Annotated in this window: 24 protein-coding genes, 1 tRNA gene and 1 pseudogene; 18 read left to right on the top strand and 8 right to left on the bottom strand. The window is 71.4% G+C overall.

From position 1 onward, the window contains the following. Positions 1–130: 130 nt before the first annotated feature. The 5 genes and pseudogenes from ACLZN2_RS48335 to ACLZN2_RS48315 form a co-directional block, all read right to left on the bottom strand. On the bottom strand, positions 131–949 hold the full coding sequence (locus ACLZN2_RS48335; RefSeq protein WP_416986434.1) for an HAD-IIA family hydrolase: 819 nt from the start codon (positions 947–949) through the stop codon (positions 131–133). A gap of 21 nt (positions 950–970) precedes the next feature. Continuing rightward, entirely contained in the window at positions 971–1,426 is a 456-nt protein-coding gene (locus tag ACLZN2_RS48330) for a PaaI family thioesterase (protein WP_416986433.1), read from the bottom strand. 74 nt (positions 1,427–1,500) lie between these two features. Then, positions 1,501–2,046 (bottom strand): annotated as a pseudogene (locus tag ACLZN2_RS48325) (enoyl-CoA hydratase-related protein); the annotation flags it as partial. Positions 2,047–2,123: 77 nt separating this feature from the next. Next, positions 2,124–2,897, bottom strand: a complete 774-nt coding sequence (cobF, locus tag ACLZN2_RS48320; RefSeq protein WP_416986432.1) for a precorrin-6A synthase (deacetylating) — start codon at positions 2,895–2,897, stop codon at positions 2,124–2,126. Between the two features lie 45 nt (positions 2,898–2,942). Further along, positions 2,943–3,491 (bottom strand): DUF309 domain-containing protein, encoded by a 549-nt coding sequence (locus ACLZN2_RS48315; protein WP_416986431.1) that lies wholly within the window; start codon positions 3,489–3,491, stop codon positions 2,943–2,945. A gap of 100 nt (positions 3,492–3,591) precedes the next feature. Between ACLZN2_RS48315 and ACLZN2_RS48310 the strand changes: the two genes are divergently transcribed. The 5 genes from ACLZN2_RS48310 to ACLZN2_RS48290 all read left to right on the top strand — a co-directional run bounded on the left by ACLZN2_RS48310 (position 3,592) and on the right by ACLZN2_RS48290 (position 7,537). Further along, a tRNA-Pro gene (locus ACLZN2_RS48310) sits at positions 3,592–3,665 on the top strand. Positions 3,666–3,821: 156 nt separating this feature from the next. Further along, positions 3,822–4,808: an aldo/keto reductase gene (locus ACLZN2_RS48305; protein ID WP_416986430.1), complete on the top strand. Its 987-nt coding sequence runs from the start codon at positions 3,822–3,824 to the stop codon at positions 4,806–4,808. A gap of 97 nt (positions 4,809–4,905) precedes the next feature. Continuing rightward, positions 4,906–5,478: a TetR/AcrR family transcriptional regulator gene (locus tag ACLZN2_RS48300; RefSeq protein ID WP_416986429.1), complete on the top strand. Its 573-nt coding sequence runs from the start codon at positions 4,906–4,908 to the stop codon at positions 5,476–5,478. 119 nt (positions 5,479–5,597) lie between these two features. Beyond that, on the top strand, positions 5,598–6,776 hold the full coding sequence (locus ACLZN2_RS48295; RefSeq protein ID WP_416986428.1) for an acyl-CoA dehydrogenase family protein: 1,179 nt from the start codon (positions 5,598–5,600) through the stop codon (positions 6,774–6,776). A gap of 2 nt (positions 6,777–6,778) precedes the next feature. Next, positions 6,779–7,537, top strand: coding sequence for an SDR family NAD(P)-dependent oxidoreductase (locus tag ACLZN2_RS48290; RefSeq protein WP_416986437.1), 759 nt, complete (start codon positions 6,779–6,781; stop codon positions 7,535–7,537). A gap of 27 nt (positions 7,538–7,564) precedes the next feature. On the opposite strand, the gene ACLZN2_RS48285 is transcribed toward ACLZN2_RS48290, so the two are convergent. Then, complete coding sequence (locus ACLZN2_RS48285) at positions 7,565–8,350, bottom strand: GntR family transcriptional regulator (protein ID WP_416986427.1); 786 nt, start codon at positions 8,348–8,350, stop codon at positions 7,565–7,567. 507 nt (positions 8,351–8,857) lie between these two features. On the opposite strand from ACLZN2_RS48285, the gene ACLZN2_RS48280 reads away from it, so the two are divergent. From ACLZN2_RS48280 to ACLZN2_RS48265, 4 genes are all read left to right on the top strand, one after another. Next, positions 8,858–9,874, top strand: a complete 1,017-nt coding sequence (locus tag ACLZN2_RS48280; protein ID WP_416986426.1) for a sugar ABC transporter substrate-binding protein — start codon at positions 8,858–8,860, stop codon at positions 9,872–9,874. Next, positions 9,874–10,950 (top strand): ABC transporter permease, encoded by a 1,077-nt coding sequence (locus tag ACLZN2_RS48275; RefSeq protein WP_416986425.1) that lies wholly within the window; start codon positions 9,874–9,876, stop codon positions 10,948–10,950. The genes ACLZN2_RS48280 and ACLZN2_RS48275 overlap by 1 nt, the downstream gene beginning before the upstream one ends. Positions 10,951–10,954: 4 nt before the next feature. Beyond that, positions 10,955–11,872, top strand: coding sequence for an ATP-binding cassette domain-containing protein (locus tag ACLZN2_RS48270; protein WP_416986424.1), 918 nt, complete (start codon positions 10,955–10,957; stop codon positions 11,870–11,872). Positions 11,873–12,326: 454 nt separating this feature from the next. Further along, positions 12,327–12,518, top strand: coding sequence for a hypothetical protein (locus ACLZN2_RS48265; RefSeq protein ID WP_416986438.1), 192 nt, complete (start codon positions 12,327–12,329; stop codon positions 12,516–12,518). Positions 12,519–12,559: 41 nt separating this feature from the next. On the opposite strand, the gene ACLZN2_RS48260 is transcribed toward ACLZN2_RS48265, so the two are convergent. Both ACLZN2_RS48260 and ACLZN2_RS48255 read right to left on the bottom strand, forming a co-directional pair. Next, positions 12,560–13,564, bottom strand: a complete 1,005-nt coding sequence (locus tag ACLZN2_RS48260) for a Gfo/Idh/MocA family oxidoreductase (protein ID WP_416986423.1) — start codon at positions 13,562–13,564, stop codon at positions 12,560–12,562. An 89-nt stretch (positions 13,565–13,653) separates the two neighbouring features. Beyond that, complete coding sequence (locus ACLZN2_RS48255; RefSeq protein WP_416986422.1) at positions 13,654–14,817, bottom strand: phytanoyl-CoA dioxygenase family protein; 1,164 nt, start codon at positions 14,815–14,817, stop codon at positions 13,654–13,656. Between the two features lie 116 nt (positions 14,818–14,933). Here ACLZN2_RS48255 and ACLZN2_RS48250 point away from each other — a divergent pair, with 116 nt between their 5' ends. The 9 genes from ACLZN2_RS48250 to ACLZN2_RS48210 all read left to right on the top strand — a co-directional run. Further along, a complete protein-coding gene (locus tag ACLZN2_RS48250) occupies positions 14,934–15,953 on the top strand; it encodes a LacI family DNA-binding transcriptional regulator (protein ID WP_416986436.1) in 1,020 nt (339 codons plus the stop codon). 162 nt (positions 15,954–16,115) lie between these two features. After that, entirely contained in the window at positions 16,116–16,766 is a 651-nt protein-coding gene (locus ACLZN2_RS48245; protein ID WP_416986435.1) for a GntR family transcriptional regulator, read from the top strand. Between the two features lie 49 nt (positions 16,767–16,815). Continuing rightward, a complete protein-coding gene (locus ACLZN2_RS48240; protein WP_416986421.1) occupies positions 16,816–17,568 on the top strand; it encodes a PIG-L deacetylase family protein in 753 nt (250 codons plus the stop codon). Positions 17,569–17,668: 100 nt separating this feature from the next. Further along, positions 17,669–18,382, top strand: coding sequence for a 4-carboxy-4-hydroxy-2-oxoadipate aldolase/oxaloacetate decarboxylase (locus ACLZN2_RS48235; protein WP_416986420.1), 714 nt, complete (start codon positions 17,669–17,671; stop codon positions 18,380–18,382). After that, a complete protein-coding gene (locus ACLZN2_RS48230) occupies positions 18,379–19,491 on the top strand; it encodes a 4-oxalomesaconate tautomerase (protein ID WP_416986418.1) in 1,113 nt (370 codons plus the stop codon). The genes ACLZN2_RS48235 and ACLZN2_RS48230 overlap by 4 nt, the downstream gene beginning before the upstream one ends. Further along, a complete protein-coding gene (locus tag ACLZN2_RS48225) occupies positions 19,488–20,438 on the top strand; it encodes a catechol 2,3-dioxygenase (RefSeq protein WP_416986417.1) in 951 nt (316 codons plus the stop codon). The genes ACLZN2_RS48230 and ACLZN2_RS48225 overlap by 4 nt, the downstream gene beginning before the upstream one ends. 181 nt (positions 20,439–20,619) lie before the next feature. Continuing rightward, positions 20,620–21,981, top strand: a complete 1,362-nt coding sequence (locus ACLZN2_RS48220) for an MFS transporter (protein ID WP_416986416.1) — start codon at positions 20,620–20,622, stop codon at positions 21,979–21,981. 97 nt (positions 21,982–22,078) lie between these two features. After that, the gene (locus ACLZN2_RS48215; protein WP_416986415.1) at positions 22,079–22,867 is read left to right on the top strand and encodes an alpha/beta fold hydrolase; all 789 of its coding nucleotides are present in this window, start codon (positions 22,079–22,081) and stop codon (positions 22,865–22,867) included. Between the two features lie 286 nt (positions 22,868–23,153). Next, a partial coding sequence (locus tag ACLZN2_RS48210; RefSeq protein WP_416986414.1) for an Ldh family oxidoreductase occupies positions 23,154–24,208 on the top strand: 1,055 nt, incomplete at its 3' end.

The raw sequence follows: 24,208 nt of genomic DNA, 5'->3' as shown, positions 1-24,208 counted from the left end.
CACTCTCGACTGCGCTCGAGCGGGGGGACCCCCATCGCGTCGACGCCCTCCTCCGCCTTGCAGTTGGACGCTCCCCCACGCTCGAACGACCTCGCGCGGGGGCACCCCCATCGCCCCCGCTCACCTGCGCTTATAAGGCGCTGTCGCTTTCCTGCGACTTGATCCGCCGGACAGGCCCTAGACCCAGCAGCTTCGGCAGGTCGGCGAAGGAGTCGACGACGTGGTCGGGGGTGCCGCTCGCCGCGCGGTGTGTCTCCGGCAGGTACTTGCCGGTCCGCACCAGCACCCCGGTGATGCCGGCGCGCTGGGCCGCCAGCACGTCCGACTCGATGTCGTCGCCCACCATCAGCGCCGCGTCCGCGCCGACGCCGAGATGCCGCAGCGCCGCCGCGAAGAACGCCGGCGACGGCTTCCCGGTGACCTCGGCCTCGACCCGCGCGGCCGCCTCCAGACCGGTCACGAACGCGCCCGCGTCCAGCCGCAGCCCGGTGTCCGTACGCCAGTACAGGTTCCGGTGCATCGCCACCAGCCGCGCGCCCCGCTGGAGGTGCCCGAAGGCCCGGTCCAGCGCCGCGTACCCGAACTCCGGGCCCGCGCCGCCGACGACCACCACCTCCACGTCGTCGTCGACGAGCGTGACCCCCACGAGGTCCTCCGCGATGTCCCCGCTGTTCAGCAGCGCGCACCGGGCTCCCGGGTGGTGCTCGGCGAGGTGCGCGGCAGTGACGGCCGGGGCGGTGAGGATGTCCCCGGCGGTCACCGGGAAACCGGCGTCGGCGAGCGTGCGGGCGATCGAGGCGCGGGTGCGGGAGGTGGTGTTGGTGACCAGAGCCACGTGGAGCCCCGCCTCCCGTACCGCCCGCAGCGCCGCCACCGTGCCCGGCAGCGGCTTCCAGGAGACGGTGAGGACCCCGTCGATGTCGATCAGGACGGCGCGCACTGCATCCATACGGGGACGATAGCGCCGGTGTCAGTCACCTGCCTGGAGGATCATGCAGGTGGTCGTCGCGTGGGCGATCAGCCGGCCCTGTTCGTCGGTGACCCTGCCCTCGGCGGTGGCGGTGCGCCGGCCCGCGTGGACGACCGTGCCCTCGGCGGTCAGGGTCTGGCCGTCGGTGCGGGCGGGCCGTATGTAGTTCACCTTCAGCTCCAGCGTGGTGTAGCCGGTGCCGGCGGGCAGGGTGGTGTGGACCGCGCAGGCGAGGGCCGAGTCCAGCATGGTCGCGGCGATGCCGCCGTGCACGGTGCCGAGCGGGTTGGCGAAGTCGGGGCGGGTGTCGAGCGAGAGGACGATCCGCCCGTGCTCCACCTCGTCGAAGCGCATCCCGAGCAGGCGCCCGATGGACGGCCTGTCGCCGAGCCGCCCGTCCCGTACGAGACGCAGGAGTTCGAGGCCGGACAGGGCGGTGAGGTCGGTGGTGGTCACGCGGAATCCTTTCGAGGGGCTTGCCGTCTTGCCGTCTTGCTGTCTTGCCGTTGTGCCGGCTGTGCTGCGGATGCTCACTCGCCGAGCGGGTTCTCCCGGTTCCGCAGGGGCGTCAGCACATGCGTGTACATGCGGGACCTGATGGTGCGCAGGGTATCGCCCGCCTTCTGGGCCTGGGCCGCCGCGAGTTCGACGGCCGTGGACCGTACGGCGTCCTCGGCGACCGCGTGGCCCACGATCCCGGCGGCCAGCGCCTCGTGGCCGCCGTAGCAGCGGGCGGTGACCATCGCCTCGTGCGCGGCCTGCGGGGTGAGCCGGGCCTGGACGAGGGCGGACATGCCCGGCGAGAACGGGATGCCGATGTCGGCCTCGGGCAGACACCAGAAGCCGCGGTCGGCGCGCATCACCCGGATGTCGTGGGCCAGCGAGAACATCGCGCCCGCGGCGAAGGTGTGCCCCTGCAGCGCGGCCACGGTCACCACCGGCAGGGTCAGCAGCCGGGCGTACAGCGTGTGCACGGAGACCACGGAGTCCCGCTGCTGGTCCGCGTGGGCGAACAGCCAGTCCAGGTCGAGGCCGTTGGACCAGAACCGGCCCGTCGCCGCGGTCACGAGGTCACGATCACATCGGCGGACCGCCCCCGCATGCCGGACGGGCCGCCCGGGCTACGGCTCCCCCGGCCTGCTGCGCCTTCGGGCTACCGCTCCTTCGGATTGCGGCGCAGCAGATACGTGTCCATGATCCAGCCCTTGCGCTCGCGTGCCTCGGCCCGCGCCTGTTCGATCCGGGGGCCGGCCTCGGCGATCGGGCCGGAGACGAGGATCTCGTCCGGGGTGCCTATGTAGGCGCCCCAGTAGATGTCGATGTCGTCCTCGGCGTACTGCCGGAACGTCTGGTGGGCGTCCAGCATCACCACCACGTCGTCCACCCCTTCCGGGAACCCCTCGGCGAGCCGCCGCCCGGTGGTGATCTGCACCGGCCGCGCCACCCTGTTCAGGCCGGTGCGGTGCCGGGCGACCAGCGCCGAGACACTGCTGATGCCGGGCACGACGTCATGGTCGAAGGCCACCGTGCCCCGGGCCAGCACCTCCTCCAGGACGCCCAGCGTGCTGTCGTACAGCGCGGGGTCGCCCCACACCAGGAACGCGCCGCTCTCGTCCTCGCCGAGTTCCTCGGCGATCAGCCGCTCGTAGATGTCCGCGCGTGCGCTGCGCCAGTCGCCGACCGCGGGGGAGTAGCCGGCCCCGCCCGCCCGGCGGTCCCGCTCCGGATCCCGGGCCTCCACCACCCGGTACCCGCCCTCCGGCAGATGGGCCTCGAGCATGTCCCGGCGCAGCCGCGTCAGGTCGCTCTTCACCTCGCCCTTGTCCAGGACGAAGAACACGTCCGTGCTCCGCAGGGCCCGCACCGCCTGCAGGGTGAGCTGGTCGGGGTCGCCCGCGCCGATACCGATGACATGAATCTTTCGCACGCCACCGAGTCTGCCGTACACCACTGACAGTGACCGGACCGGGAGTCAGCGCAACCGCGGCGCGTGCCGCCCCGCGTCCACCGCGGCGCCGGTCCGCTCCACCTCGTCCGCCAGCGCCCGCGCCCAGCGGACCACCCCCGCGAGATCCATCCCGTACGCCGTCCCCGTGTGTGCCGCCGCCCATTCCGCCACCGCCCCGGCCCCGCGCCGCAGCAGCCGGGGCCCGCCCGTGAGGTTGCCCCGGGCCGCGTGGGTCAGGCCCACCGCGAGCTGGGCGAGTCCGCGCCACAGGGCGCGCTCCGCCTCGGGGCCGGTCTTCCAGGCGTCCTCGAAGACCTCGTGCGCATGGAACGGCTTCCCCGCGTCCAGCAGGGCCTGTGCCTCGGTGACGGTCTCCTGCGGGGTCCGTACGACGCCCTCGGGCTGCCGCGCCACCCCCTGCGCCCCGTACGGCAGCGGCCGCCCCAGCCCGTCCCGGGGCCGCGCACTGCGCGCCCGCCCCTCACCGTCCCGGTCCCGCGTCCCGTCGGCCCGGCCGCCCCTCGTGCTGCCCCGAGTGCTCCCCGTGCCGTCCACGCGCTCCTTGCGGTCCATACCCCGATTGTCCCGCGCCGGGGTCCCCTTCGGTGCGGCGGCCGTCGTGGGGTAAAGTGCTGTTCGCACGATCACGCGGAACTCCGCGAGGGTCGCGCACCGGGACGTGGCGCAGCTTGGTAGCGCACTTGACTGGGGGTCAAGGGGTCGCAGGTTCAAATCCTGTCGTCCCGACTTGCTCGAACAGCAGGTCGGAGGCCGTATCGGAGAATCCGGTACGGCCTTTTCCCGTTCCACCGGTAAAAGCCTTGCCCTGAAGTGCACTTCAAGCTGAAGACTCCCCTTCGAGCCGGAACCGCCCACGGGTCCGGCCGCACGGGAGGAGCCAGCATGAAGTACCGCACCCTCGGCACCGACCCCGCCACCCGGCGCGAGGTCAGCGTGCTCGCGCTCGGCGCGATGCTGTTCGGGTCGGTGACCGACGAGGAGACGTCGTTCGCGATCCTCGACCGTTATGTCGAGGCCGGCGGCAATTTCGTCGACACCTCCGACAACTACGCGTTCTGGGTGGACGGCGGCCAGGGCGGCCAGAGCGAGGAACTGCTCGGCCGCTGGCGGCGCAGCCGGGGCGTCGGCGACGAGATCGTCTTCGCCACCAAGCTCGGCGCCCGCCCCCTCGCGCCCGGCACCAGTTACACCGACAACCCCGAGGGCCTCTCGGCGAAGGTGATCCGTGAGTCCGCCGAACGCAGCCGGGAGAGGCTCGGTGTGGCGAAGCTGGACCTGCTCTACGCCCACATAGACGACCACACCGTGCCGCAGCGCGAGACGGTCGAGGCGTTCGCGGAACTCGTCGCCGAGGGCACGGTCGGCCTGCTCGGGGTGAGCAACCAGGCGATGTGGCGGGTGGAGCGGGCCCGTGCCCTCGCCGCCGCGGCCGGCCTGCCCGGCTACGAGGTGCTCCAGTACCACCACAGCCACCTGCGCCCGCGCACGGACATCCCCGACGACCTCTTCCCGGACGGCGGCCTCGGCCACGCCGGTGCGGAACTCCTCGGCTATCTGCGGGCCGAGCCCGGTCTGACCCTGGTCGCGTACTCGCCGCTGCTCAAGGGCGCGTACACCCGTGAGGACCGGCCGCTGCCCGCAGACTACGACCACCCGGGCACCCCGGCCCGGCTCGCCGTCCTGCGTGAGGTCGCGCGCGAGACGGGCGCCACCGTGAACCAGGTCGTGCTGGCCTGGCAGTTGGGTGGCGAGCTGCCGATCGTTCCGCTGGCCGGCGCGTCCTCGGTGGCGCAGCTGGAGGAGAACCTCGCCGCCGTGGACCTGGAACTGACCGAGGACCAGCGGGCCCGCTTGGACACCGTGCACTGAGCGCCGGGCGGAGACCGGGCGGGACCGGGCGGGACCGGGCGGACGGCAGGCCGTGAGGGCCGGGCGGCCGGGGCTACTGGCCGGTTACGCTGAGAACATGCCGCCCACCCGCCGTACCGCCCGACAGGCCGACCTGCTGGAACGACTCGTCGCGCTGCTCACGGCGGAAGGGTTCTCCGCCCTCACCCTCGACGACCTGGCCGAGCGGCTGCGCTGCTCGAAGACCACGCTGTACCAGCTCGCCCGCAGCAAGCAGGGGCTGGTCGTCGAGGCCGTCAAGCACTACTTCCGCGGCGCGACCGAGGCCGTGGAGAAGCGGGTGGCGCAGACCGTGGACCCCTCGGACCGGGTCCGGGTGTACCTCACCACCGTGGCCGAACAGCTGCGTCCGCTCTCGCGCCGCTTCCTCGACGACGTGGCGGACTTCCCGCCCGCCCGTGAGGTGTACGAGGCCAACACGCGGATGGCCGCGGAGCGGGTGCGGCAGCTGATCGCCGAGGGCGTCTCCGGCGGCGCCTTCCGGGACGTGCACACCGCGTTCGTCGGCGAGGTCGCCGCCGCGACCATGCGCCAGATCCAGCAGGGCGAGCTGAAGGCACGCACCGGGCTGACCGACGCGGAGGCCTACGAGCAACTCGCCTCGCTGATCGTGCACGCCGTCTCGTCCTGATCCGACGCCGTTCTTCACAGCAGCGCCCCGCACCCTGCTGCCGTACCGTGAATGATACGTTCGTACGCACTGCAGTATCATTTCCAGTACTGGTCCCGCACTACTCCGTGGAGGTCCCCATGCCTGCCACTCGCGCCCTGCCGACCGAGGAGGCCGTCGAGCTCATCCAGCTCACGCGCACCCTCGCCGCCAAGGAACTCGCACCCCGGGTCGCCGACGCGGAGGCGGACGGGGCGTTCCCCCGGGAAGCCTTCCGCACCCTCGGCCGCAGCGGTCTGCTCGGTCTGCCGTTCGCCGAGGAGGACGGCGGGGCCGGGCAGCCGTACGAGGTCTATCTCCAGGTGCTGGAGGAGGTCGCCGCGGTCTGGTCCAGCGTCGCCGTGGGCATCTCGGTGCACGCCCTGTCCTGCTTCCCGCTCGCCCGCTTCGGCACCGAGGAGCAGCGGCGCAGGTGGCTGCCCGACATGCTCGGCGGTGAACTGCTCGGCGCGTACTGCCTGTCCGAGCCGCACGCCGGCTCCGACCCGGCGGCCATGCTGACCCGCGCCGTCCGCGACGGCGACGACTACGTCCTGAACGGCGCCAAGGCCTGGACGACCCACGGCGGGCACGCCGACTTCTACACGGTCATGGCCCGCACCTCCGACGACCGCAGCCACGGCATCTCCTGCTTCCTGGTTCCGGCGGACACCCCGGGCCTCAGCGCCGATCCGCCGGAGCGCAAGATGGGGCTGACCGGCTCGGCGACGGCCACCATGCGGCTGGACGACGTCCGGGTGCCGGCCGCGCGGCTCATCGGGGAGGAGGGGCAGGGCCTGAAGATCGCGCTCGCCTCCCTCGACCACGGCAGGCTCGGCATCGCCGCCGTGGCCTGCGGCCTCGCCCAGGGCGCCCTCGACCACGCCGTGCGCTACGCGCGTGAGCGGGAGACCTTCGGCAAGCCGATCATCGAGCACCAGGGGCTGGCGTTCGTCCTGGCCGACATGGGCGCCGCGATCGAGTCGGCGCGGGCCACCGCGCTGTCCGCCGCGCGGCTGAAGGACCTCGGTCTGCCCTTCACACGTGAGGCGTCGATCGCCAAACTCGTGGCCACGGACAACGCCATGAAGGTGACCACGGACGCCGTGCAGGTCCTCGGCGGATACGGCTACACCCGCGACTTCCCCGTCGAGCGCTACATGCGCGAGGCCAAGGTCATGCAGATCTTCGAAGGAACCAACCAGATCCAGCGCATGATCATCTCCCGTGCGCTGGACCGTAACGAGGGCGGTGTGCTCACCGCCCTCGGCAAGGAGTGATGATGCAGCTCGCCCACACCGCCGCCCTCGTCACCGGCGGTGCCTCCGGCCTCGGCGCGGCCACCGCGAAGGCCCTCGCCGACCGCGGCGCGCAGGTGTTCGCCCTGGACCTCAAGGACGGCATCGACAAGGCCCCCGAGGTGGACGGCGTCACCTACGTCCCGACCGACGTCACCGACGCCGAGCAGGTCCGCGCCGCCGTCGCCCTCGCCGCGGACGCCGGTGTCCCGCTGCGTACGGTCGTCAACTGCGCCGGCATCGGCCCCTCCGCGCGGATCCTCGGCAAGAGGGGCGTCCACGACCTCGCGCTGTACGCCAAGGTCATCCAGGTCAACCTGATCGGCACCTTCACCGTCCTCGCGCTGGCCTCCGAGGCCATCGCCGCCACCGAGGCCGACGAGCACGGCCAGCGGGGCGTGATCGTCAACACCGCGTCGATCGCCGCGTACGACGGCCAGGTCGGCCAGGCCGCATACTCCTCCTCCAAGGGGGGCGTCGTCGGGCTGACCCTGCCGGCCGCCCGTGACCTCGCGCAGTACGGCATCCGGGTGTGCACCATCGCCCCGGGCATCGTGGAGACGCCGATGCTGGCCACCGTCTCCGAGGAGTTCCGGGCGGGCCTCGCGGCCGGGGTGCCCTTCCCGCAACGGCTCGCCCGGCCCGAGGAGTACGCCCAGCTCGCCCTGTCGATCATCGACCACGACTACCTCAACGGCGAGACCATCCGCATGGACGGCGCCCTGCGGATGGCCCCCAGGTAGCCGGCGGCCGGGTCCCCGGCCGGGTCCTCAGCCCCTGACCAGCAGCTGGAAGTCGAACGCGTACCGGGACGCGCGGTAGATGTGCGTCCCGTACTCGACCGGCCGGCCGGTGTCGTCGTACGCCGTGCGCTGCATGGTCAGCAGGGCCGCCCCCTGCTCCTCGCCGAGGAGCGTGGCCTCCTCGGCGGTGGCCGAGCGGGCGCCGACGGTCTGCCGGGCGCTGTGCAGGGTGATGCCGGCCGACCGCATCAGGTGGTACAGGCCGGTCGCCTCCAGCCGCTCCGTGTCCAGGTCGAACAGGACCGGGGGCAGGTAGTTGCACAGATACGCGACCGGTTCGCCGTGCGCCGAGCGCAGCCGCTCCAGCAGCGTGACCTCGGCGCCCTCCGCGATCCCCAGGGCGGCCGCGACATCGGCGGCGGCGGGGACGCGTTCGTTGCGCAGGACATGGGTGGTGGGTCCCTGTCCGGCCGCCTCCAGGTCGTCGTAGAGACTGCTGAGCTCCAGCGGCCGCTTCACCTGGCTGTGCACGACCTGCGTGCCGACACCCCGGCGGCGCACCAGCAGTCCCTTGTCGACCAGGGACTGGATCGCCTGGCGGACCGTCGGGCGCGACAGACCCAGCCGGGTCGACAGGTCGATCTCGTTGCCCAGGAGGTTGCCCGGGGCGAGCGCGCCGTGCTCGATCGCCGACTCCAGCTGCTGGGCCAGCTGGTAGTAGAGCGGTACCGGGCTGGAGCGGTCGAGCGTGAAGGGCAGCCCCTCCAGGGCCGAACCGGCCACCCCGCGGGTACGTTCACCGGTCTTCGCCATCAAGGGCACCTCCTGAGTCGGCCGCACAGCGGATCGTCCGCGCCGGCGCCCGGACCGGCGAAGCCGTCGGCGAACCTCCCCGAATCGTCCACACGTGCGAGGGGTAGTCCCGTGTGCGAGGGGTAGAGATCGGCACCGGTACGGGCCACCAAGATCGGACCCGGGGGTTCGGGCTGATCGGCCATGCGGGAAACTCCTCTCGGTGGTCGGGGCCTGGCGTCTCCCAGGTGTAGGTCCCGGTGGCCTTCGCTGTCAATGGTTTGTTCTTACATTCGGACCTGCTCGTGAAATGATGTCTTAACAAAGTATTGACAGGGGGCCTGACAGGGGATTGGATCCGGTCCCAGCAGTGCACGGGCCGAGTCCACACGTCGAACGGAAACCGAACAGTCGCGGACCCGGCCGCATGGCCCCACCCTGAGCAGTAAACGGGCCCTGATCCCGGAGACCCCCTCTCCCCTTCCCTTTCCCGGTCGTTCTCCCGTCGCACAGTGAGGTGCAGGAAAGATGGACAGTTCTTCGCCCCGTTCCCGCAGAATCGCCCCGGTCGTGGCCATGGCCGCAGCGGTGGCCCTGACCCTGGCGGGCTGCTCCAGCAGCTCCGGTGGCAAGAAGGCCGAGGAGACCGCGGACGGCGCCTCGGCGGGCAAGGCGAGCACCCCGCAGATGACCGTGGCGCTGGTGACCCACCAGTCGCCCGGAGACACCTTCTGGGACATCGTCCGCAAGGGCGCCGAGGCCGCCGCGGCCAAGGACAACGTCAAGCTGATCTACTCCGCGGACCCGAACGCGGGCAACCAGTCCAACCTGGTCCAGAACGCCATCGACCAGAAGGTCGACGGCATCGCCGTCACCCTCGCCAAGCCCGACGCCCTCAAGGACGTGGTGGCCAAGGCGAAGGCCGCGAACATACCCGTGGTCGGTCTCAACTCCGGTGTGAGCGAATGGCAGAAGCTCGGCCTCATGGAGTTCTTCGGCCAGGACGAGACCGTCGCGGGTGAGGCCCTCGGCAAGCGGCTCAACGAGGAAGGCGCCAAGAAGGCCGTCTGTGTCATCCAGGAGCAGGGCAACATCGGCCTGACGCAGCGCTGCGACGGTGTGAAGAAGACCTTCTCGGGCACCACCGAGGTCCTGAACGTCAACGGCACCGACATGCCGTCCGTGAAGTCGACGATCACGGCCAAGCTCACCCAGGACAAGGCCATCGACTACGTCGTCACGCTCGGCGCCCCCTTCGCCCTGACCGCCGTGCAGTCGGCGTCCGACGCCGGCAGCAAGGCGAAGATCGCCACCTTCGACCTGAACAAGGACCTGACCGGAGCCATCAGCAAGGGCACGATCCAGTTCGCCGTCGACCAGCAGCCCTACCTCCAGGGCTACCTGGCGATCGACTCGCTGTGGCTCTACAAGAACAACGGCAACTACATGGGCGGCGGGGAGCAGCCGGTGCTGACCGGTCCGGCCTTCGTCGACAAGACCAACGTCGACACGGTCGCCGCGTTCGCCGCGAAGGGCACCCGGTGATGAGTATGACCCACCAAGCCGAGCCGGCGGTGACCACACCGCCGGCCTCCGGCCCGAAGCAGACCGACGGCCGGACTGCCAGGCGCCCGCTGGCCATCCGCCTGTTGGCCCGCCCCGAGGTCGGTGTCTTCCTCGGCGCGGTCGCGGTGTACGTGTTCTTCCTCATCACGGCCCCGCCGGTGCGCGAGGCCGGCTCGATGGCCAACATCCTCTACCAGTCGTCCACCATCGGGATCATGGCGCTGCCCGTGGCCCTGCTGATGATCGGCGGCGAGTTCGACCTGTCCTCCGGCGTCGCGGTGATCACCTCGGCGCTCACCGCGAGCATGCTCAGCTACCAGCTCACCGTGAACGTGTGGGTCGGGGTGGTCGTCGCGCTCGCGGTCTCCCTCGCCATCGGCTTCTTCAACGGCTGGATGGTGATGAAGACCGGGCTGCCCAGCTTCCTCATCACCCTGGGCACCTTCCTGATCCTGCAGGGCGTCAACCTCGCGGTGACCAAGCTGGTCACCACCAACGTGGCCACCGACGACATCAGCGACATGGACGGCTTCGACCAGGCGAAGAAGGTCTTCGCCTCGTCCTTCGACATCGGCGGTGTCGAAGTGAAGATCACCATCTTCTACTGGCTGGCCTTCGCCGCCCTCGCCACCTGGGTCCTGCTGCGCACCCGGTACGGCAACTGGATCTTCGCGGTCGGCGGCAACAAGGAGTCGGCCCGGGCCGTCGGTGTCCCGGTGAACTTCACCAAGATCTCCCTGTTCATGCTGGTCGGCTTCGGTGCCTGGTTCATCGGTATGCACCAGCTGTTCACCTTCAACACCGTGCAGTCCGGCGAGGGCGTGGGCCAGGAGCTGATCTACATCTCCGCGGCCGTCATCGGCGGCTGTCTGCTCACCGGCGGCGCGGGCAGCGCGATCGGCCCGGTCTTCGGCGCCTTCATGTTCGGCATGGTGCAACAGGGCATCGTCTACGCCGGCTGGAACCCCGACTGGTTCAAGGCATTCCTCGGCGTGATGCTGCTCGGCGCCGTCCTGATCAATCTGTGGGTCAGCCGTACGGCGACCCGGAGGTGACCCCATGACATCCACGAACGGAACCGGCACCCACGGGGCCGTCATCGCGGACACCGTCCCCGACGACGGGGACGCGGCGATCGTCGAACTGCGCAACGCGGGCAAGTCCTACGGCAACATCCGCGCCCTGCACGGCGTCGACCTCAAGGTGTACCCCGGCAAGGTGACCTGTGTCCTCGGCGACAACGGCGCCGGCAAGTCCACCCTCATCAAGATCGTCTCGGGGCTGCACCAGCACACCGAGGGCGAGTTCCTCGTCGACGGCACCCCGGTGCGCTTCACCACCCCGCGCGAGGCACTCGACAAGGGCATCGCCACCGTCTACCAGGACCTGGCGACCGTCCCCCTGATGCCGGTGTGGCGCAACTTCTTCCTCGGCTCCGAGATGACCAAGGGCTCCGGGCCCCTGCGCCGTCTCGACATCGAGAAGATGAAGAAGACCGCCGACGAGGAACTGCGCAACATGGGCATCGTCCTCGACGACCTGGAGCAGCCGATCGGCACGCTGTCGGGCGGCCAGCGCCAGTGCGTCGCGATCGCGCGAGCCGTGTACTTCGGTGCTCGCGTCCTGATCCTCGACGAGCCCACCGCCGCCCTCGGCGTCAAGCAGTCCGGCGTGGTGCTGAAGTACATCGCCGCCGCCCGCGACCGCGGCCTCGGCGTCATCTTCATCACGCACAACCCCCACCACGCCTACATGGTCGGCGACCACTTCAGCGTCCTGCGCCTGGGCACCCTCGAACTCTCCGCCGACCGCAGCGAGGTCAGCCTCGAGGAACTCACCAACCACATGGCCGGTGGCGCCGAACTCGCCGCCCTCAAGCACGAGTTGGCCCAGGTCCGCGGCGTGGACGTCGAGGAACTCCCCGAAGAGGAGGACCTCACCGCCCCCGTGGCGGGCGGCGGCGAGGGGAAGTCCTGAGACAGGTCGACCCGGGGTGGAAGCTGCTGCCGGTAGTTTCGGTATTCGTCAGCAGCTGTCAGTGGGTGTTGGCCGGGCGGCGAAAGCCGAGCCATCCGGTCACGGTGCGGCGGCAGCTTGAACACGCGCCCGTGGGCCACGGCCACCGTCGCCGGGAGTGGCTCGGAGACGTAAACACTGCGTGGAGACCATGTAGGACCTGGGCTTGTCCGGGCGATGGTCGTTGAAGCGCGGACCGTAAGCCGCCGAGCTTGTGGGCGGTACGGACCTTCCGTCCGGAAACGGGCGAAATGCTGAGAGCGCTGAGGCTCTGAGCAACGGAACGAGAGAGACGTATGCGTCGGATGCCCCGGTGGGTTCTCACCGGGGCTTCGACGTTTCCGGCGTCGTCCATCTCCCGGCGGAACCGGCGGCGCGCCGCGGACGTTGGAGAGGGTGGAAGGTGTGTGGAGCCGTGAACGGGGAGGGTGAGATGCAGGAGGAACGCCAGGACGTCACCGCGGAGGACCGGCGCAGGGCGCGGTTCGGGGCGCTGCCCGAGCGGGTGCGTCCGGAGGACACGGTCGAGGAGCGCCCGGCCGCCCCGAGGGACCCGGCGCGCGACGCGTACGACCCGGACGAGTGGATGGTCCGCTACTGCCTGTGAGGGCGACCCCGGGTCGGGGCGCCCTCACAGGGTGAGCGGGGTCAGGAGGTCCGTACCTCCGCGATCGTCACGGGCCGGTGCTCGTGCAGCGAGAGCGTGCAGGCCTCGGCGATCCAGCCCGCCTCCAGGGCGTCCTCGATCGTGCAGGGCGAGGGCCGGGTGCCGGCCACGACCTCGGTGAACGCGGTGAGTTCGGCGCGGTAGGCGGCCGTGAAGCGGTCCATGAAGAAGTCGTGCGGGGTACCGGCCGGGAAGGTGACCCCGGGCTCCACCGAGCGCAGCGGCAGCTTGTCCTCCAGGCCCACGGCGATGGAGTCCGTGAAGCCGTGGATCTCCATCCGGACGTCGTAACCACGCGCGTTGTGGCGGGAGTTGGAGATCACGGCGATGGTGCCGTCGTCAAGGGTGAGCAGCGCGCCGGTGGTGTCGGCGTCGCCCGCCTCCTTGATGTAGTCGGCGCCCCGGTTGCCGCCCACCGCGTACACCTCGGTGACCTCACGGCCCGTCACCCAGCGGATGATGTCGAAGTCGTGGACCGAGCAGTCGCGGAAGATGCCTCCGGAGGCGGCGACGTACGCGGCCGGCGGCGGCGCCGGGTCCAGGGTGGTGGAGCGGACGGTGTGCAGCTTGCCGAGCTCACCGGAGTGCACGGCGGCCCGCGCGGCGACGAACCCGGCGTCGAAGCGCCGGTTGTAGCCGATCTGGATCGGCACGTCCTTGCCCTGGACGGCCTTGAGGACCTCGACGCCCTCGCTCATGGTCTTCGCGACGGGCTTCTCGCAGAACACGGGGATGCCGGCCTCGACACCGGCGAGGATCAGCGCGGGGTGGGCGTCGGTCGCGGCGGCGACGACGATGCCGTCCACACCGGCGGCCAGCAGGGCCTCCGGCGAGTCCACGACCTCGGCCCCGAACCGCTCCGCGGCGGCCTTGGCCGCCTCCGCGAACGGGTCGGTCACGACGAGCGACTCAACGGCGTCGAGTCCGGAGAGGGTCTCGGCGTGGAAGGCGCCGATGCGGCCGAGGCCGAGGATTCCGATGCGCATGGGGGTGCAGCTCCTTGAGAGTCTTACGGGGAGGGGGACGGGGGAGGGGGGATGTCCGGGGGTGAGATGGGGAGGTACCGCATGTCCTTTCAGCCGGTGCGCCGCTCGGCGCCCGCCCGCAGCTCGTCCCGCAGGGCCGACGGGGTCCATTCCCCGCGCAGCGCCCGCCGGACGAGGTCCGCCTGTGCGGGCGGGGCCAGGCCGTCCACCGGCGGGTCGCTGTCGAGGTTCGTGGGGAAGGCGTAGCCCTCGGCGCTCGCCGCGATCACCCGTTCCAGCCACTCCTCGGCCACCCCCTCGGCCCGGCGCCGGAGCAGCACCGGGAAGACGGCGTTGGCGACCGCCTCCCGGTCCACGGTCTCCATCGCGCGCCCGAAGGCCGAGGACACCTGGAGCAGATTGGCGGTCCGGCGCACGTCGGCGGTGCGGTTGTGGCCGGCGGCGTGCAGCACGGCCGGGTTGAAGAAGGCCGCGTCGCCCTTGGCCAGCGGCAGCTGGACGTGGTGCGCGTCGAAGTACGCGCGGAACTCCGGCAGCCGCCAGGCGAGATAGCCGGGCTCGTAGGTCTGCGAGTACGGCAGGTAGAGCGTGGGCCCCGACTCCACGGGCATGTCGCAGTGCGCGACGGCGCCCTGCAGCGTGAGCACGGGGGAGAGGCGGTGCACGTGCGCCGGGTAGGCGGCGGCCTGCTCGTTGGAGAGGAACCCGAGGTGGTAGTCGCGGTGGGGGCTTTGCGCCGCGCCGCCCGGGTTCACCACGTTGACCTGGGAGGTCACCTGGTAGCCGGGGCCCAGCCAGGCCTCGGAGACCAGCGCGAGGACGTCGTTGGCGTAGTAGTCGGCGAACGTCTCCGGGTCGTGGAGCGCCGCCTTCTCCAGGGCGTTCCACACCCGGTCGTTGGCGCCGGGCCGGGCGAAGTGGTCGCCGGCGGCGGCGCCCGAGGCGTGCTGCTCGGCGATGAGCGCGGCGAACACCTCGGTGAGCCGGTCCACGACCTCCGGGTCGGGGAAGGCGCCCCGGAAGACCAGCACCCCGGGCCCGTCGGTGAGGGCCCGCACCAGCTCGTCGCCCAGCCCGGGGTCCGCCGGGGCGGCGCGCAGGCGCTCACTGTCGTAGACGAGGACGTTTCCCCGTACGGCGGACGCGTAGGGGTAGTCGGCGGGGTCGGTCGTGCGCTCGACGAGCGTGCGGAACGTCTCCAGGTCGCAGTCCCGCTCACTCAGCCGGGCACCCCGCAGGGAGGTGAAGGACATCGTCGTCCCTTCGATGACAACGGCGGCTCAGCACTGCCATTCTTGTCATGACAAACCCGTCGAACAACCAGCACGCGGCCGTCAAAAACCCCTCAACGACCATCGAGGAGCCTTTCGTGGGCCACCCCTTCCCCCTCCGTGAGATCGCACGTCAGGCGGGCCTGAGCGAGGCCACCGTCGACCGGGTCCTCAACGACAGGGGAGGGGTGCGCGAGTCCACCGCCCAGGAGGTGCGGCGGGCCATAGCCGAACTGCACCGGCAGCGCACCCAGGTCCGGCTCGTGGGCCGGACCTTCATGGTGGACATCGTGATGCAGGCGCCCGAACGGTTCACCACCGCCGTACGGGCCGCCCTGGAGGCCGAACTGCCCTCGCTGCACCCGGCCGTGCTGCGCTCCCGCTTCCACTTCCGGGAGACCGGACCGGTGAAGGAACTGATCGCCGTTCTCGACCGGATCGTCCGGCGCGGCTCGCAGGGCGTGATCCTCAAGGCCCCGGACGTCCCCGAGATCACGGCCGCCGTGGGCCGGCTGGTCGCCGCCGGCATCCCGGTCGTCACCCTCGTCACCGACCTGCCGGCCAGTGCCCGGCTCGCCTATGTCGGCATCGACAACCGGGCCGCCGGCGCCACGGCCGCGTACCTCATGGGCCAGTGGCTCGGCGAGCGCCCCGGCAATGTCCTCACCAGCCTGTCCAGCGGGTTCTTCCGCAACGAGGAGGAACGCGAGATGGGCTTCCGGAGCGTGATGCGCGCCCGGCACCCCGACCGGGCCCTGGTGGAGATCACCGAGGGGCAGGGCCTGGACGCCACCCAGTACGACCTCGTCCGGGCCGCCCTCGCCCGCGACCCGGAGATCCGGGCGGTGTACTCCATCGGCGGCGGGAACTTCGCCACCCTGAAGGCCTTCGCCGACGCGCGCCGTGAGTGCGCCGTGTTCGTCGCGCACGACCTGGACCACGACAACACCCGGCTGCTGCGCGACCACCGGCTGTCCGCGGTCCTCCACCACGACCTGCGGCAGGACATGCGCGAGGCCTGTCACACCGTGATGCGCACCCACGGCGCCCTGCCGCCCGCCGGACCGACCCTGCCGTCCGCGATCCAGGTGGTGACCCCGTACAACATGCCGTGGTGACCCGGGCCGACGGTCGGGGTGGAGTATCCGGCGTTCTCCCTCGACATCGCCCTGCTGTTCGTTCATGGCCGGTTCACGGTGCGCGGATACGGCGGACAAAATTGTTGACAATCTTGTTTGGCTAGATTTAGGTTCGACAGGCACTCACTCAGGGAGGGCATGATGCCGAAAGAAGCCCGTCCGAGCACCGGGGAGCAGGCCAAGCAGCATGCGCTCGCGCAGCTGCGGCAGGCGATCCTGCACGGCGAGATGGCACCGGCGCAGCGGCTGGTGGAGAACGAGCTCGCCGAGCAGTTCGGTGTGACACGGGCCAGCATCCGCGCGGCACTCATCGATCTGGAGTCCCAGGGACTCGTGGAGCGGATCCGCAACCGCGGCTCGCGGGTGCGGGTGGTGACCGTGGACGAGGCGGTCGCCATCACCGAGTGCCGCATGGTCCTCGAAGGGCTGTGCGCGGCGAAGGCGGCGGCCCTGGCCAGCGACGAGCAGCTGGTGGCGCTGACCGAGCTCGGTACGGCGATGACCAAGGCCGTCGCCGACGGCGAACCGGTCACCTACTCCGACCTCAACCATGAACTGCACACCCGCATCCGGGAGTTCTCCGGCCAGCAGACCGCGCAGGAACTGCTGGAGCGGTTGAACGCCCAGCTGGTGCGCCACCGCTTCCAGCTGGCGCTGAGGCCGGGGCGCCCGCAGCAATCCCTGAACGAGCACCTGACCATGATCGAAGCGATCCGGGCCAGGGACCCGCAGGCGGCCGAGGCGGCCGTCCGCGCCCACCTCGGCAGTGTGATCGAGGCGCTGCGCGACTGATCACGGCCGCGCGAGGCGGGCGCCCACCTGTCACCAAGGAGAAAACAGCATGACCCAGGCCAACGCGCCCGCCAGCCCACCCCGATCCACCCTCGTCGTCACCGCGCACGCCGGGGACTTCGTGTGGCGCGCGGGCGGCGCCATCGCCCTGGCCGCCTCGCGCGGCGAGAAGGTCACCATCGCCTGTCTGACCTTCGGCGAGCGCGGGGAGTCCGCCAAGGCGTGGCGCGAGGGCAGGAAGCTCGACGAGATCAAGGCGATACGCCGGGACGAGGCCGAGAGGGCCGCCGCCACGCTGGGCGCCGAGGTCCGCTTCTTCGACGCCGGTGACTACCCGCTCGTCGCCTCCGCCGAGCTGACCGACAAGCTCGTCGCCGTCTACCGCGAGACCCAGCCCGACGTCGTCCTCACCCACCCCGCCGAGGACCCGTACAACGGCGACCACCCGGCCGCCAACCGGATGGCCCTGGAGGCCCGGGTCCTCGCGCAGGCCATCGGCTACCCGGGTGAGGGCGAGATCATCGGCGCCCCGCCGGTCTTCTACTTCGAGCCCCACCAGCCCGAGATGAGCGGCTTCCGGCCCGAGGTCCTGCTCGACATCACCGAGGTCTGGGAGACCAAACGCCGGGCGATGGAGTGCCTGGGCGCCCAGCAGCACCTGTGGGACTACTACACCGACCTCGCCGTCCGCCGCGGCGTCCAGCTCAAGCGCAACGCCGGCCCCAACCTGGGCCTCGCCCACAAGACCATGGCCGAGGCGTTCATGCGCCCCTACCCGCAGATCGCGAAGGAGTTGGCGTGAGCGAGCTGAGGTGCGGCGGAGGCTGGGGGTCCGCGGAGCGAAGCGGAGTGGGCACCCGGCCACAGCGGAGCCGAAGCGGAGCTCCGCAGAAGGAGGAAGTGTGAGCGGCGTGATCGTCACCAACCCGCCGAAGGCGGAGCAGAAGGACGTCGAGGCGCTGGCCGCCTTCGGGGTGGCCACCGTGAGCGAGGCGATGGGCCGCACCGGGCTGCTCGGGCCGGGCATCCGCCCCATCCAGCAGGGCGTACGGATGGCAGGCACCGCCGTCACCGTGCTCAGCTGGCCCGGCGACAACCTCATGATCCACGCGGCCGTCGAGCAGTGCGGCGAGGGCGACGTCCTGGTCGTCACCACCACCTCCCCGTCCACCGACGGCATGTTCGGCGAGCTGTTCGCGACCGCGCTCCAGCGGCGCGGGGTGCGCGGGCTGGTCATCAACGCGGGCATCCGGGACACCCAGGAACTGCGCGAGATGGACTTCCCGGCCTGGTCCCGGGCGGTCTGCGCGCAAGGCACGGTGAAGGCCACCGGCGGTTCGGTCAACGTGCCCGTCGCGATCGACGGCCAGGTGATCCGCCCCGGCGATGTGATCCTCGCCGACGACGACGGTGTCGTGGTCGTCCCGCGCGAGCACGCCCGCGCCGCGGCGGAGGCCTCCGCGGCCCGCGAGGCGAAGGAGGCCCGCTCCCGTGCCGCCTTCGTCGATGGTGAACTCGGCCTGGATCGCTACGGGTTGAGGGAGACGCTCAAGAAACTCGGCGTCGAGTACAGGACCTACGAGGAGTACGCGGAGTACCCCGGGGAGTCGCGGTGACCTCCCTGCCCGAGGAGGTGCCCTGTCTGCTGATGCGGGGCGGCACCTCCAAGGGTGCCTACTTCCTCGCCGACGACCTCCCGTCCCAACCCGCCTTGCGCGACGAGCTGTTGCTGCGCGTGATGGGCAGCCCGGACGAGCGCCAGATCGACGGTGTGGGCGGCGCGCACCCGCTCACCAGCAAGGTCGCGGTGGTGTCCCGGTCCGCCGACCCCGAGGCCGACGTCGACTATCTCTTCCTCCAAGTCGCCGTGGACCGCCCGGAGGTGAGTGACCGTCAGAACTGCGGCAACATCCTGGCGGGCGTGGGCCCGTTCGCCGTCGAGCGCGGACTCGTGGCGGCGGGGGAGACCGAGACCACCGTACGGATCCGCATGGTCAACAGCGGCGACTGCGCGACGGCGACCTTCCCGACCCCCGGCGGCCGGGTGCGCTACACCGGCGACGCCGAGATCTCGGGCGTGCCCGGGACGGCCGCGCCGGTCGTGATCGAGTTCCCGGCAGGCACCGCGCCCCTGCTGCCCACCGGCAGCGTCCGGGACGAGATCGACGGAGTGCCCGTCACCTGCGTGGACAACGGCATGCCGACGGTCCTGATCGCCGCCACCTCGCTCAAGGTCACCGGCTACGAGTCGCCCCGGGTCCTGGAGGAGGACGTGGAACTCGCCGACCGCCTGCGCACGATCCGGCTGGCGGCGGGCCGGTTGATGGGCCTCGGTGACGTGTCCGGCGCCACCGTCCCCAAGCTCACCCTGCTCGCCCCGCCCCGCGGCGGCGGCGCGGTCACCACCCGCACCTTCATCCCCGTGCGCTGCCACACCTCCATCGGCGTCCTCGGCGCCGCCAGTGTGGCCGCCGGACTGCGGATCGAGGGCGGTGTGGGCGCGGAGATCGCCGCACTCACGCCCGGAAGTGGCCGAATTCGCATAGAACATCCCACCGGATTCCTGGACATCGAAAGTAGCCTCGGCAGCACGCCCGACGGCCTGCCCTCCGCCCGCCGCACCGCCGTGGTCCGCACGGCCCGCAAGCTCTTCGACGGCACGGTCTTCCCCCGCTCCGCCGAGGCGGCGCCGATTCCCCCGCACCCCCTTGGAGGTCAACGATGACTCCGCCGCTCGGCGACATCGCCCACATCGGCCACACCCAGCTCTTCACCCCCGACCTGGACGCCAGCGTCGCCTTCTGCACCGACTACCTGGGCCTCACGGTCAACGGCGAGGACGGCGACACCGTCTACCTGCGGACCTTCGACGACTACGAGCACCACAGCCTGGTCCTCACCGCCCGCGAGCAGCCCGGCCTCGGCCGGCTCGCCCTGCGCACCTCCAGCGAGGAGGCCCTGCACCGTCGTATCGAGGCGATCGAGGCGGCGGGTGGATCGGGGACGTGGGCCGAGAACGAACCCGGCCTCGGCAAGCTGTACGTCACCACCGACCCGGACGGCCACGAGCACGCCCTGTACTGGGAGAGCGAGCACTACCGGGCCCCCGAGGAACTCAAACCGGCGCTGAAGAACCAGCCGCAGGCCAAGCCCAACCGGGGCGTGGGCGTACGGCGCCTGGACCACATCAACTTCCTCGCCTCCGACGTCGTCGCCAACGCCGAGTTCCAGCAGCACGTACTCGGCGCCCGGCCCACCGAGCAGATCAGGCTCGACAGCGGCACGATCGCGGCCCGCTGGCTGACGTACACGAACAAGTCGTACGACGTCGTCTACACCTCGGACTGGACCGGCAGCGCCGGCCGGCTGCACCACATCGCCTTCGCGACCGACACCCGCGAGGACATCCTGCGGGCCGCCGACCTCGCGATCGACACGGGTGTCTTCATCGAGACGGGACCGCACAAGCACGCCATCCAGCAGACGTTCTTCCTCTACGTCTACGAGCCCGGCGGCAACCGCATCGAGCTGTGCAACCCGCTCACGCGGCTGGTGCTGGCCCCCGACTGGCCGCTGATCACCTGGACCGAGGAGGAACGCAAGAAGGGCCAGGCCTGGGGCCTGAAGACCATCGAGTCGTTCCATACGCACGGCACTCCGCCGGTCGGTTAGGTCCGGCCAGGCCGTTCCCGGCGCACGGCGCACGGCACATGGCACATGGCAGGGCAAGGGGGCCGGATCGATTGTCAATGAGATTGTTGACAAAAACGTTGACACTTTCCGCCCGGCTTCCTAGCGTGTGCGCACCACAGTCCCCTCCAGGGAACTCCTCCTGGACGAGAGGAAAACAAAGATGTCCTCCTCCCCCGCTCTGTCCGCCCGCGGCAGCAGACTGGCCCTCCTGGTCGTCGGCCTGTGCTGGCTGGCCGTTCTGTTCGACGGCCTCGACATGTTCATCTACGGCTCCGTGCTGCCGCACCTGCTGGAGACGAAGACCTTCGGCCTCACCCCGGACACGGCCGGTGACCTGGGCAGCTACGCCACCTTCGGCATGCTCGTCGGCGCCCTCACGGCGGGTACGGTCGCCGACCGCGTCGGGCGCAAGAAGCTGATGGTCGGCTGCGTGGTCCTGTTCTCGCTGGCGTCCGGCGTGTGCGCCGTCGCCGGCAGCGTCGAGGTCTTCGGCCTCGGCCGGACCCTCGCGGGCGTCGGCCTCGGCGGGCTGCTGCCCACCGCGATCAGCATGGTCTCCGACTACGCCCCGCGCGGCCGTGCCGCCGTCACCATCGGTCTGCTGATGACCGCCCACCACGCCGGCGGCATCCTCTCCGCCTACGTCGCCAAGTGGCTGATCGACCCCGTCGGCTGGCGCGCGGCCTTCTGGGTCTGCGTGGCCCCGCTGCTGTTCGCCCCGGTGCTCGCGAAGTTCCTGCCCGAGTCGCTGAGCTTCCTCGTCGCCAAGGGCCGCACCGAGGAGGCGACCGCGCTCGCCGCCCGCTACGACGTCGAGGTGCCCGCCGCCAAGTCCGGCCGCAAGACCGCCGCCGACCGCTTCGACGCCCTCGCCGGTCTCTTCCGAGGCGGCGAGTGGATCCAGACCCTGCTGTACTGGCTGGCCTCCTTCGGCGGCCTCCTTCTGGTCTACGGCGTCGCCACCTGGCTGCCGACCCTGATGCGCGCGGAGGGCTACGCGCTCGCCAACGCCCTGACCTTCGTCGTCGTCTTCAACCTCGGCGGCATCGTGGGCATGCTGGTCGCCGGCCGCGCCGCCGACCTCCCCCACCCTCGGCTTCGCTCGGGCGGGGGGACCCCCATCGGCGCCCCGCGCATCTCCGCCGTCTGGTTCGCGCTCACCGCCGCCGGCGTCTTTCTGCTCAGTGTGCACATGTCGACCACGGTCACGATGATCGTCGTCTTCCTCACCGGTGTCTTCCTCAACAGCGCCCAGACGATGATCTACGCGACGGTGTCGATCCGCTCCACGCCCGACAACCGCGCCACCGCCGTCGGCTGGACCTCCGGCATGGGCCGCTTCGGCGCCGTCTTCGGTCCCTGGCTCGGCGGCCAGCTGCTCGCCGCGGGCAACGGCGACTGGGGCTTCACCGCCTTCGCGCTCGCCGGTGTCTCGTCGATGGTCTTCATCGGGATCGCCGCGCTGCGCGGCGCCAGGCAGACGCCCGTCTCCGCCGACCAGGAGCTGGTGGGCGCGCACTGACCCGCGCGAACGGACACCGGGGGACGGACACCGGGGGACGAGGACGCCGGCCACCGCACGAGATGCGGGGGTCGGCGTCCGGCGTCACGCTCGGAGTATGGGTGAGCGCTGGGAGGTCCGCAGGGCGGGACCGCAGGACGCCCCGCACCGGGTGCTGCTGGTCCCGGGCGCGCTGTGTACGACCGAGTTCTACGTGGACGTCATGGCCGAGCCGGCGGTGGCGGGCCTGGGCATGGTCGCCGCGACCCTGCCGGGGTTCGGCCCCACCGAGGCACCCGAGGACGTGTCCATGGAGCAGTACGCGCGGCTCATGGCGGACTTCGCCGCGCAGTCCGGCTGCGATGTGGTGGTGGGCCACAGCCTGGGCGCCAACGTGGCGCTGGAGATGGCCGCGGCGGGACTCTTCACGGGGCCGCTGGTGCTGCTGTCGCCGACCTTCTCGCGCGGCGACGAGATGAAGACCTTCACCGTGCTGAACTCCGTGGGCCGGGTGCCCGGGCTCGGCACCATGGTGTGGGCCGGCATGCTGGGGCTGCTGCCGCGGTCGATGAAACGCGAACTGCCGCCGCAGCGCGCGGAGGCGCTGGCGGCGGCGATGAGCGGCAACGACCCCGCGGTCTGCCGCCGGATCGTGCAGCGCTACTACGAGTACCTGGACCGGCACCCGTCCCTGGTCGAACGGCTGTGCGGGGCCGGGGTCCCGGCCTGGGTGGTGCGCGGCGACCACGACGAGGTCGGGCTGACCGACGAGGAACGCGGCGGCCTGGAGGCCTGCCCCCGGATCCGGCTGGTCCAGGTACCCGACGCGGGACACGCGGTCCTGGTCGAACAGCCCACGGCGGTCGCCGAGGTGATCGCGGAGGCGGTGAAGGCGGGGGTCGGCTGAGTACTCGGCTCACTGCTCAGTCGTCGGACCCCATCTGGTCCTCCGCCGACAGATGCTCCACCGTCTTCCCCGACGGCGCGGCCGCCGAGACGGGGGAGTGGCTGGGCACCGACCTGCACCGGCTGCCCCGACTGGCGTCCTTCGCCGAGCCCTTCGGCATGCACACCGAGACCGTCGACACCCCGGACGCGCTCGCCCCCGCGCTGGAGCGCGCCCTCAAGGCCGTGGCCGAGGGCACCACCGCCGTCGTCGACGTCCTCGTCACCCGCTGACTCAGGAGACACCCATGTCCACACCACCCTCGAAGGTCCTGGTGCCCGCAGCGGACCTGCGCGCCTTCTCCGCCGCCCTCCTGGAGAAGGGCGGCCTCGGCGCCGAGCACGCCCGGACCACCGCCGACGTGTTCGTCTGGGCCGCGCTGCGCGGCGTCGACTCGCACGGCATCGCCCGTGTCCCCGCCTACCTGGACCTGCTGGAGAAGGGCGTCGCCAACGCCGACCCCCGGCTCGTCGTCGAGTCGAGCGCCCCGGCCGCGGCCGTCCTGGACGCCGACCGCGCCCCCGGCCCGGTTGCCCTGACCGCCGCCGCCGACGAGGCCGTGACCCGGGCGAGGACGACCGGAATCGCCGCGGTCGGCGTACGCCGTACGGTGCACACCGGGGCGATCGGCTACTACGTGTCGCGGATCGCCGAACAGGGCCTGGTCGGTATCGGTTTCGTCGCCGGCATGCCGAACATGGGCTACACGGGCGTCAAGGGCGCGGCGGTCGCGACCAGCCCGCTCGCCGTCGCCGTACCGACGGCCCCGCAGTCGCGGCACGCCCCGCTGCTGCTCGACATGGCCACCGCCACCATCGCCCTGGGGAGGATCCGGCAGGCGAAGGCGGCCGGCACGCCACTGCCCGAGGGAGCGGCGGCCACCGAGGACGGCACCCCCACCACCGACCCGGAGCAGGCGGTCATACCGCTGCCGCTGGGCGGCGCGAAGGGCTCCGGCATGTCCCTGGCGTTCGAACTGCTGACCAGTGTGCTCGTCGGCGCGCCGATCCTCGCCGCGTTCCACTCGGACGACCCGGCGGGCCGGCGGCACCGGCAGAACGCCCTGCTCATCGCCGTCGACCCGGCGGCCTTCGGCGGTGCGGACGTCTTCGCCGGGGACGTCGAGGCGACGCTGGACACGCTGAAGGGCCTGCCGGTGGGGGACGACGCCGAGGGCGTGTACTACCCGGGCGAGCGCAGCGCCGCCGTGGCCGCCGGGAGAGGCGAGAAGGGCATCCCGGTGGCGCCGAAGGTGTGGCGCGACCTGGCCGAGCGGGCCGGGAAGCTCGGGGTCGTCCCGCC

Source organism: Streptomyces sp. T028, from assembly GCF_048159505.1.
Taxonomy (GTDB): domain Bacteria; phylum Actinomycetota; class Actinomycetes; order Streptomycetales; family Streptomycetaceae; genus Streptomyces.
This window is presented reverse-complemented; position numbering and strand designations above follow the sequence as displayed.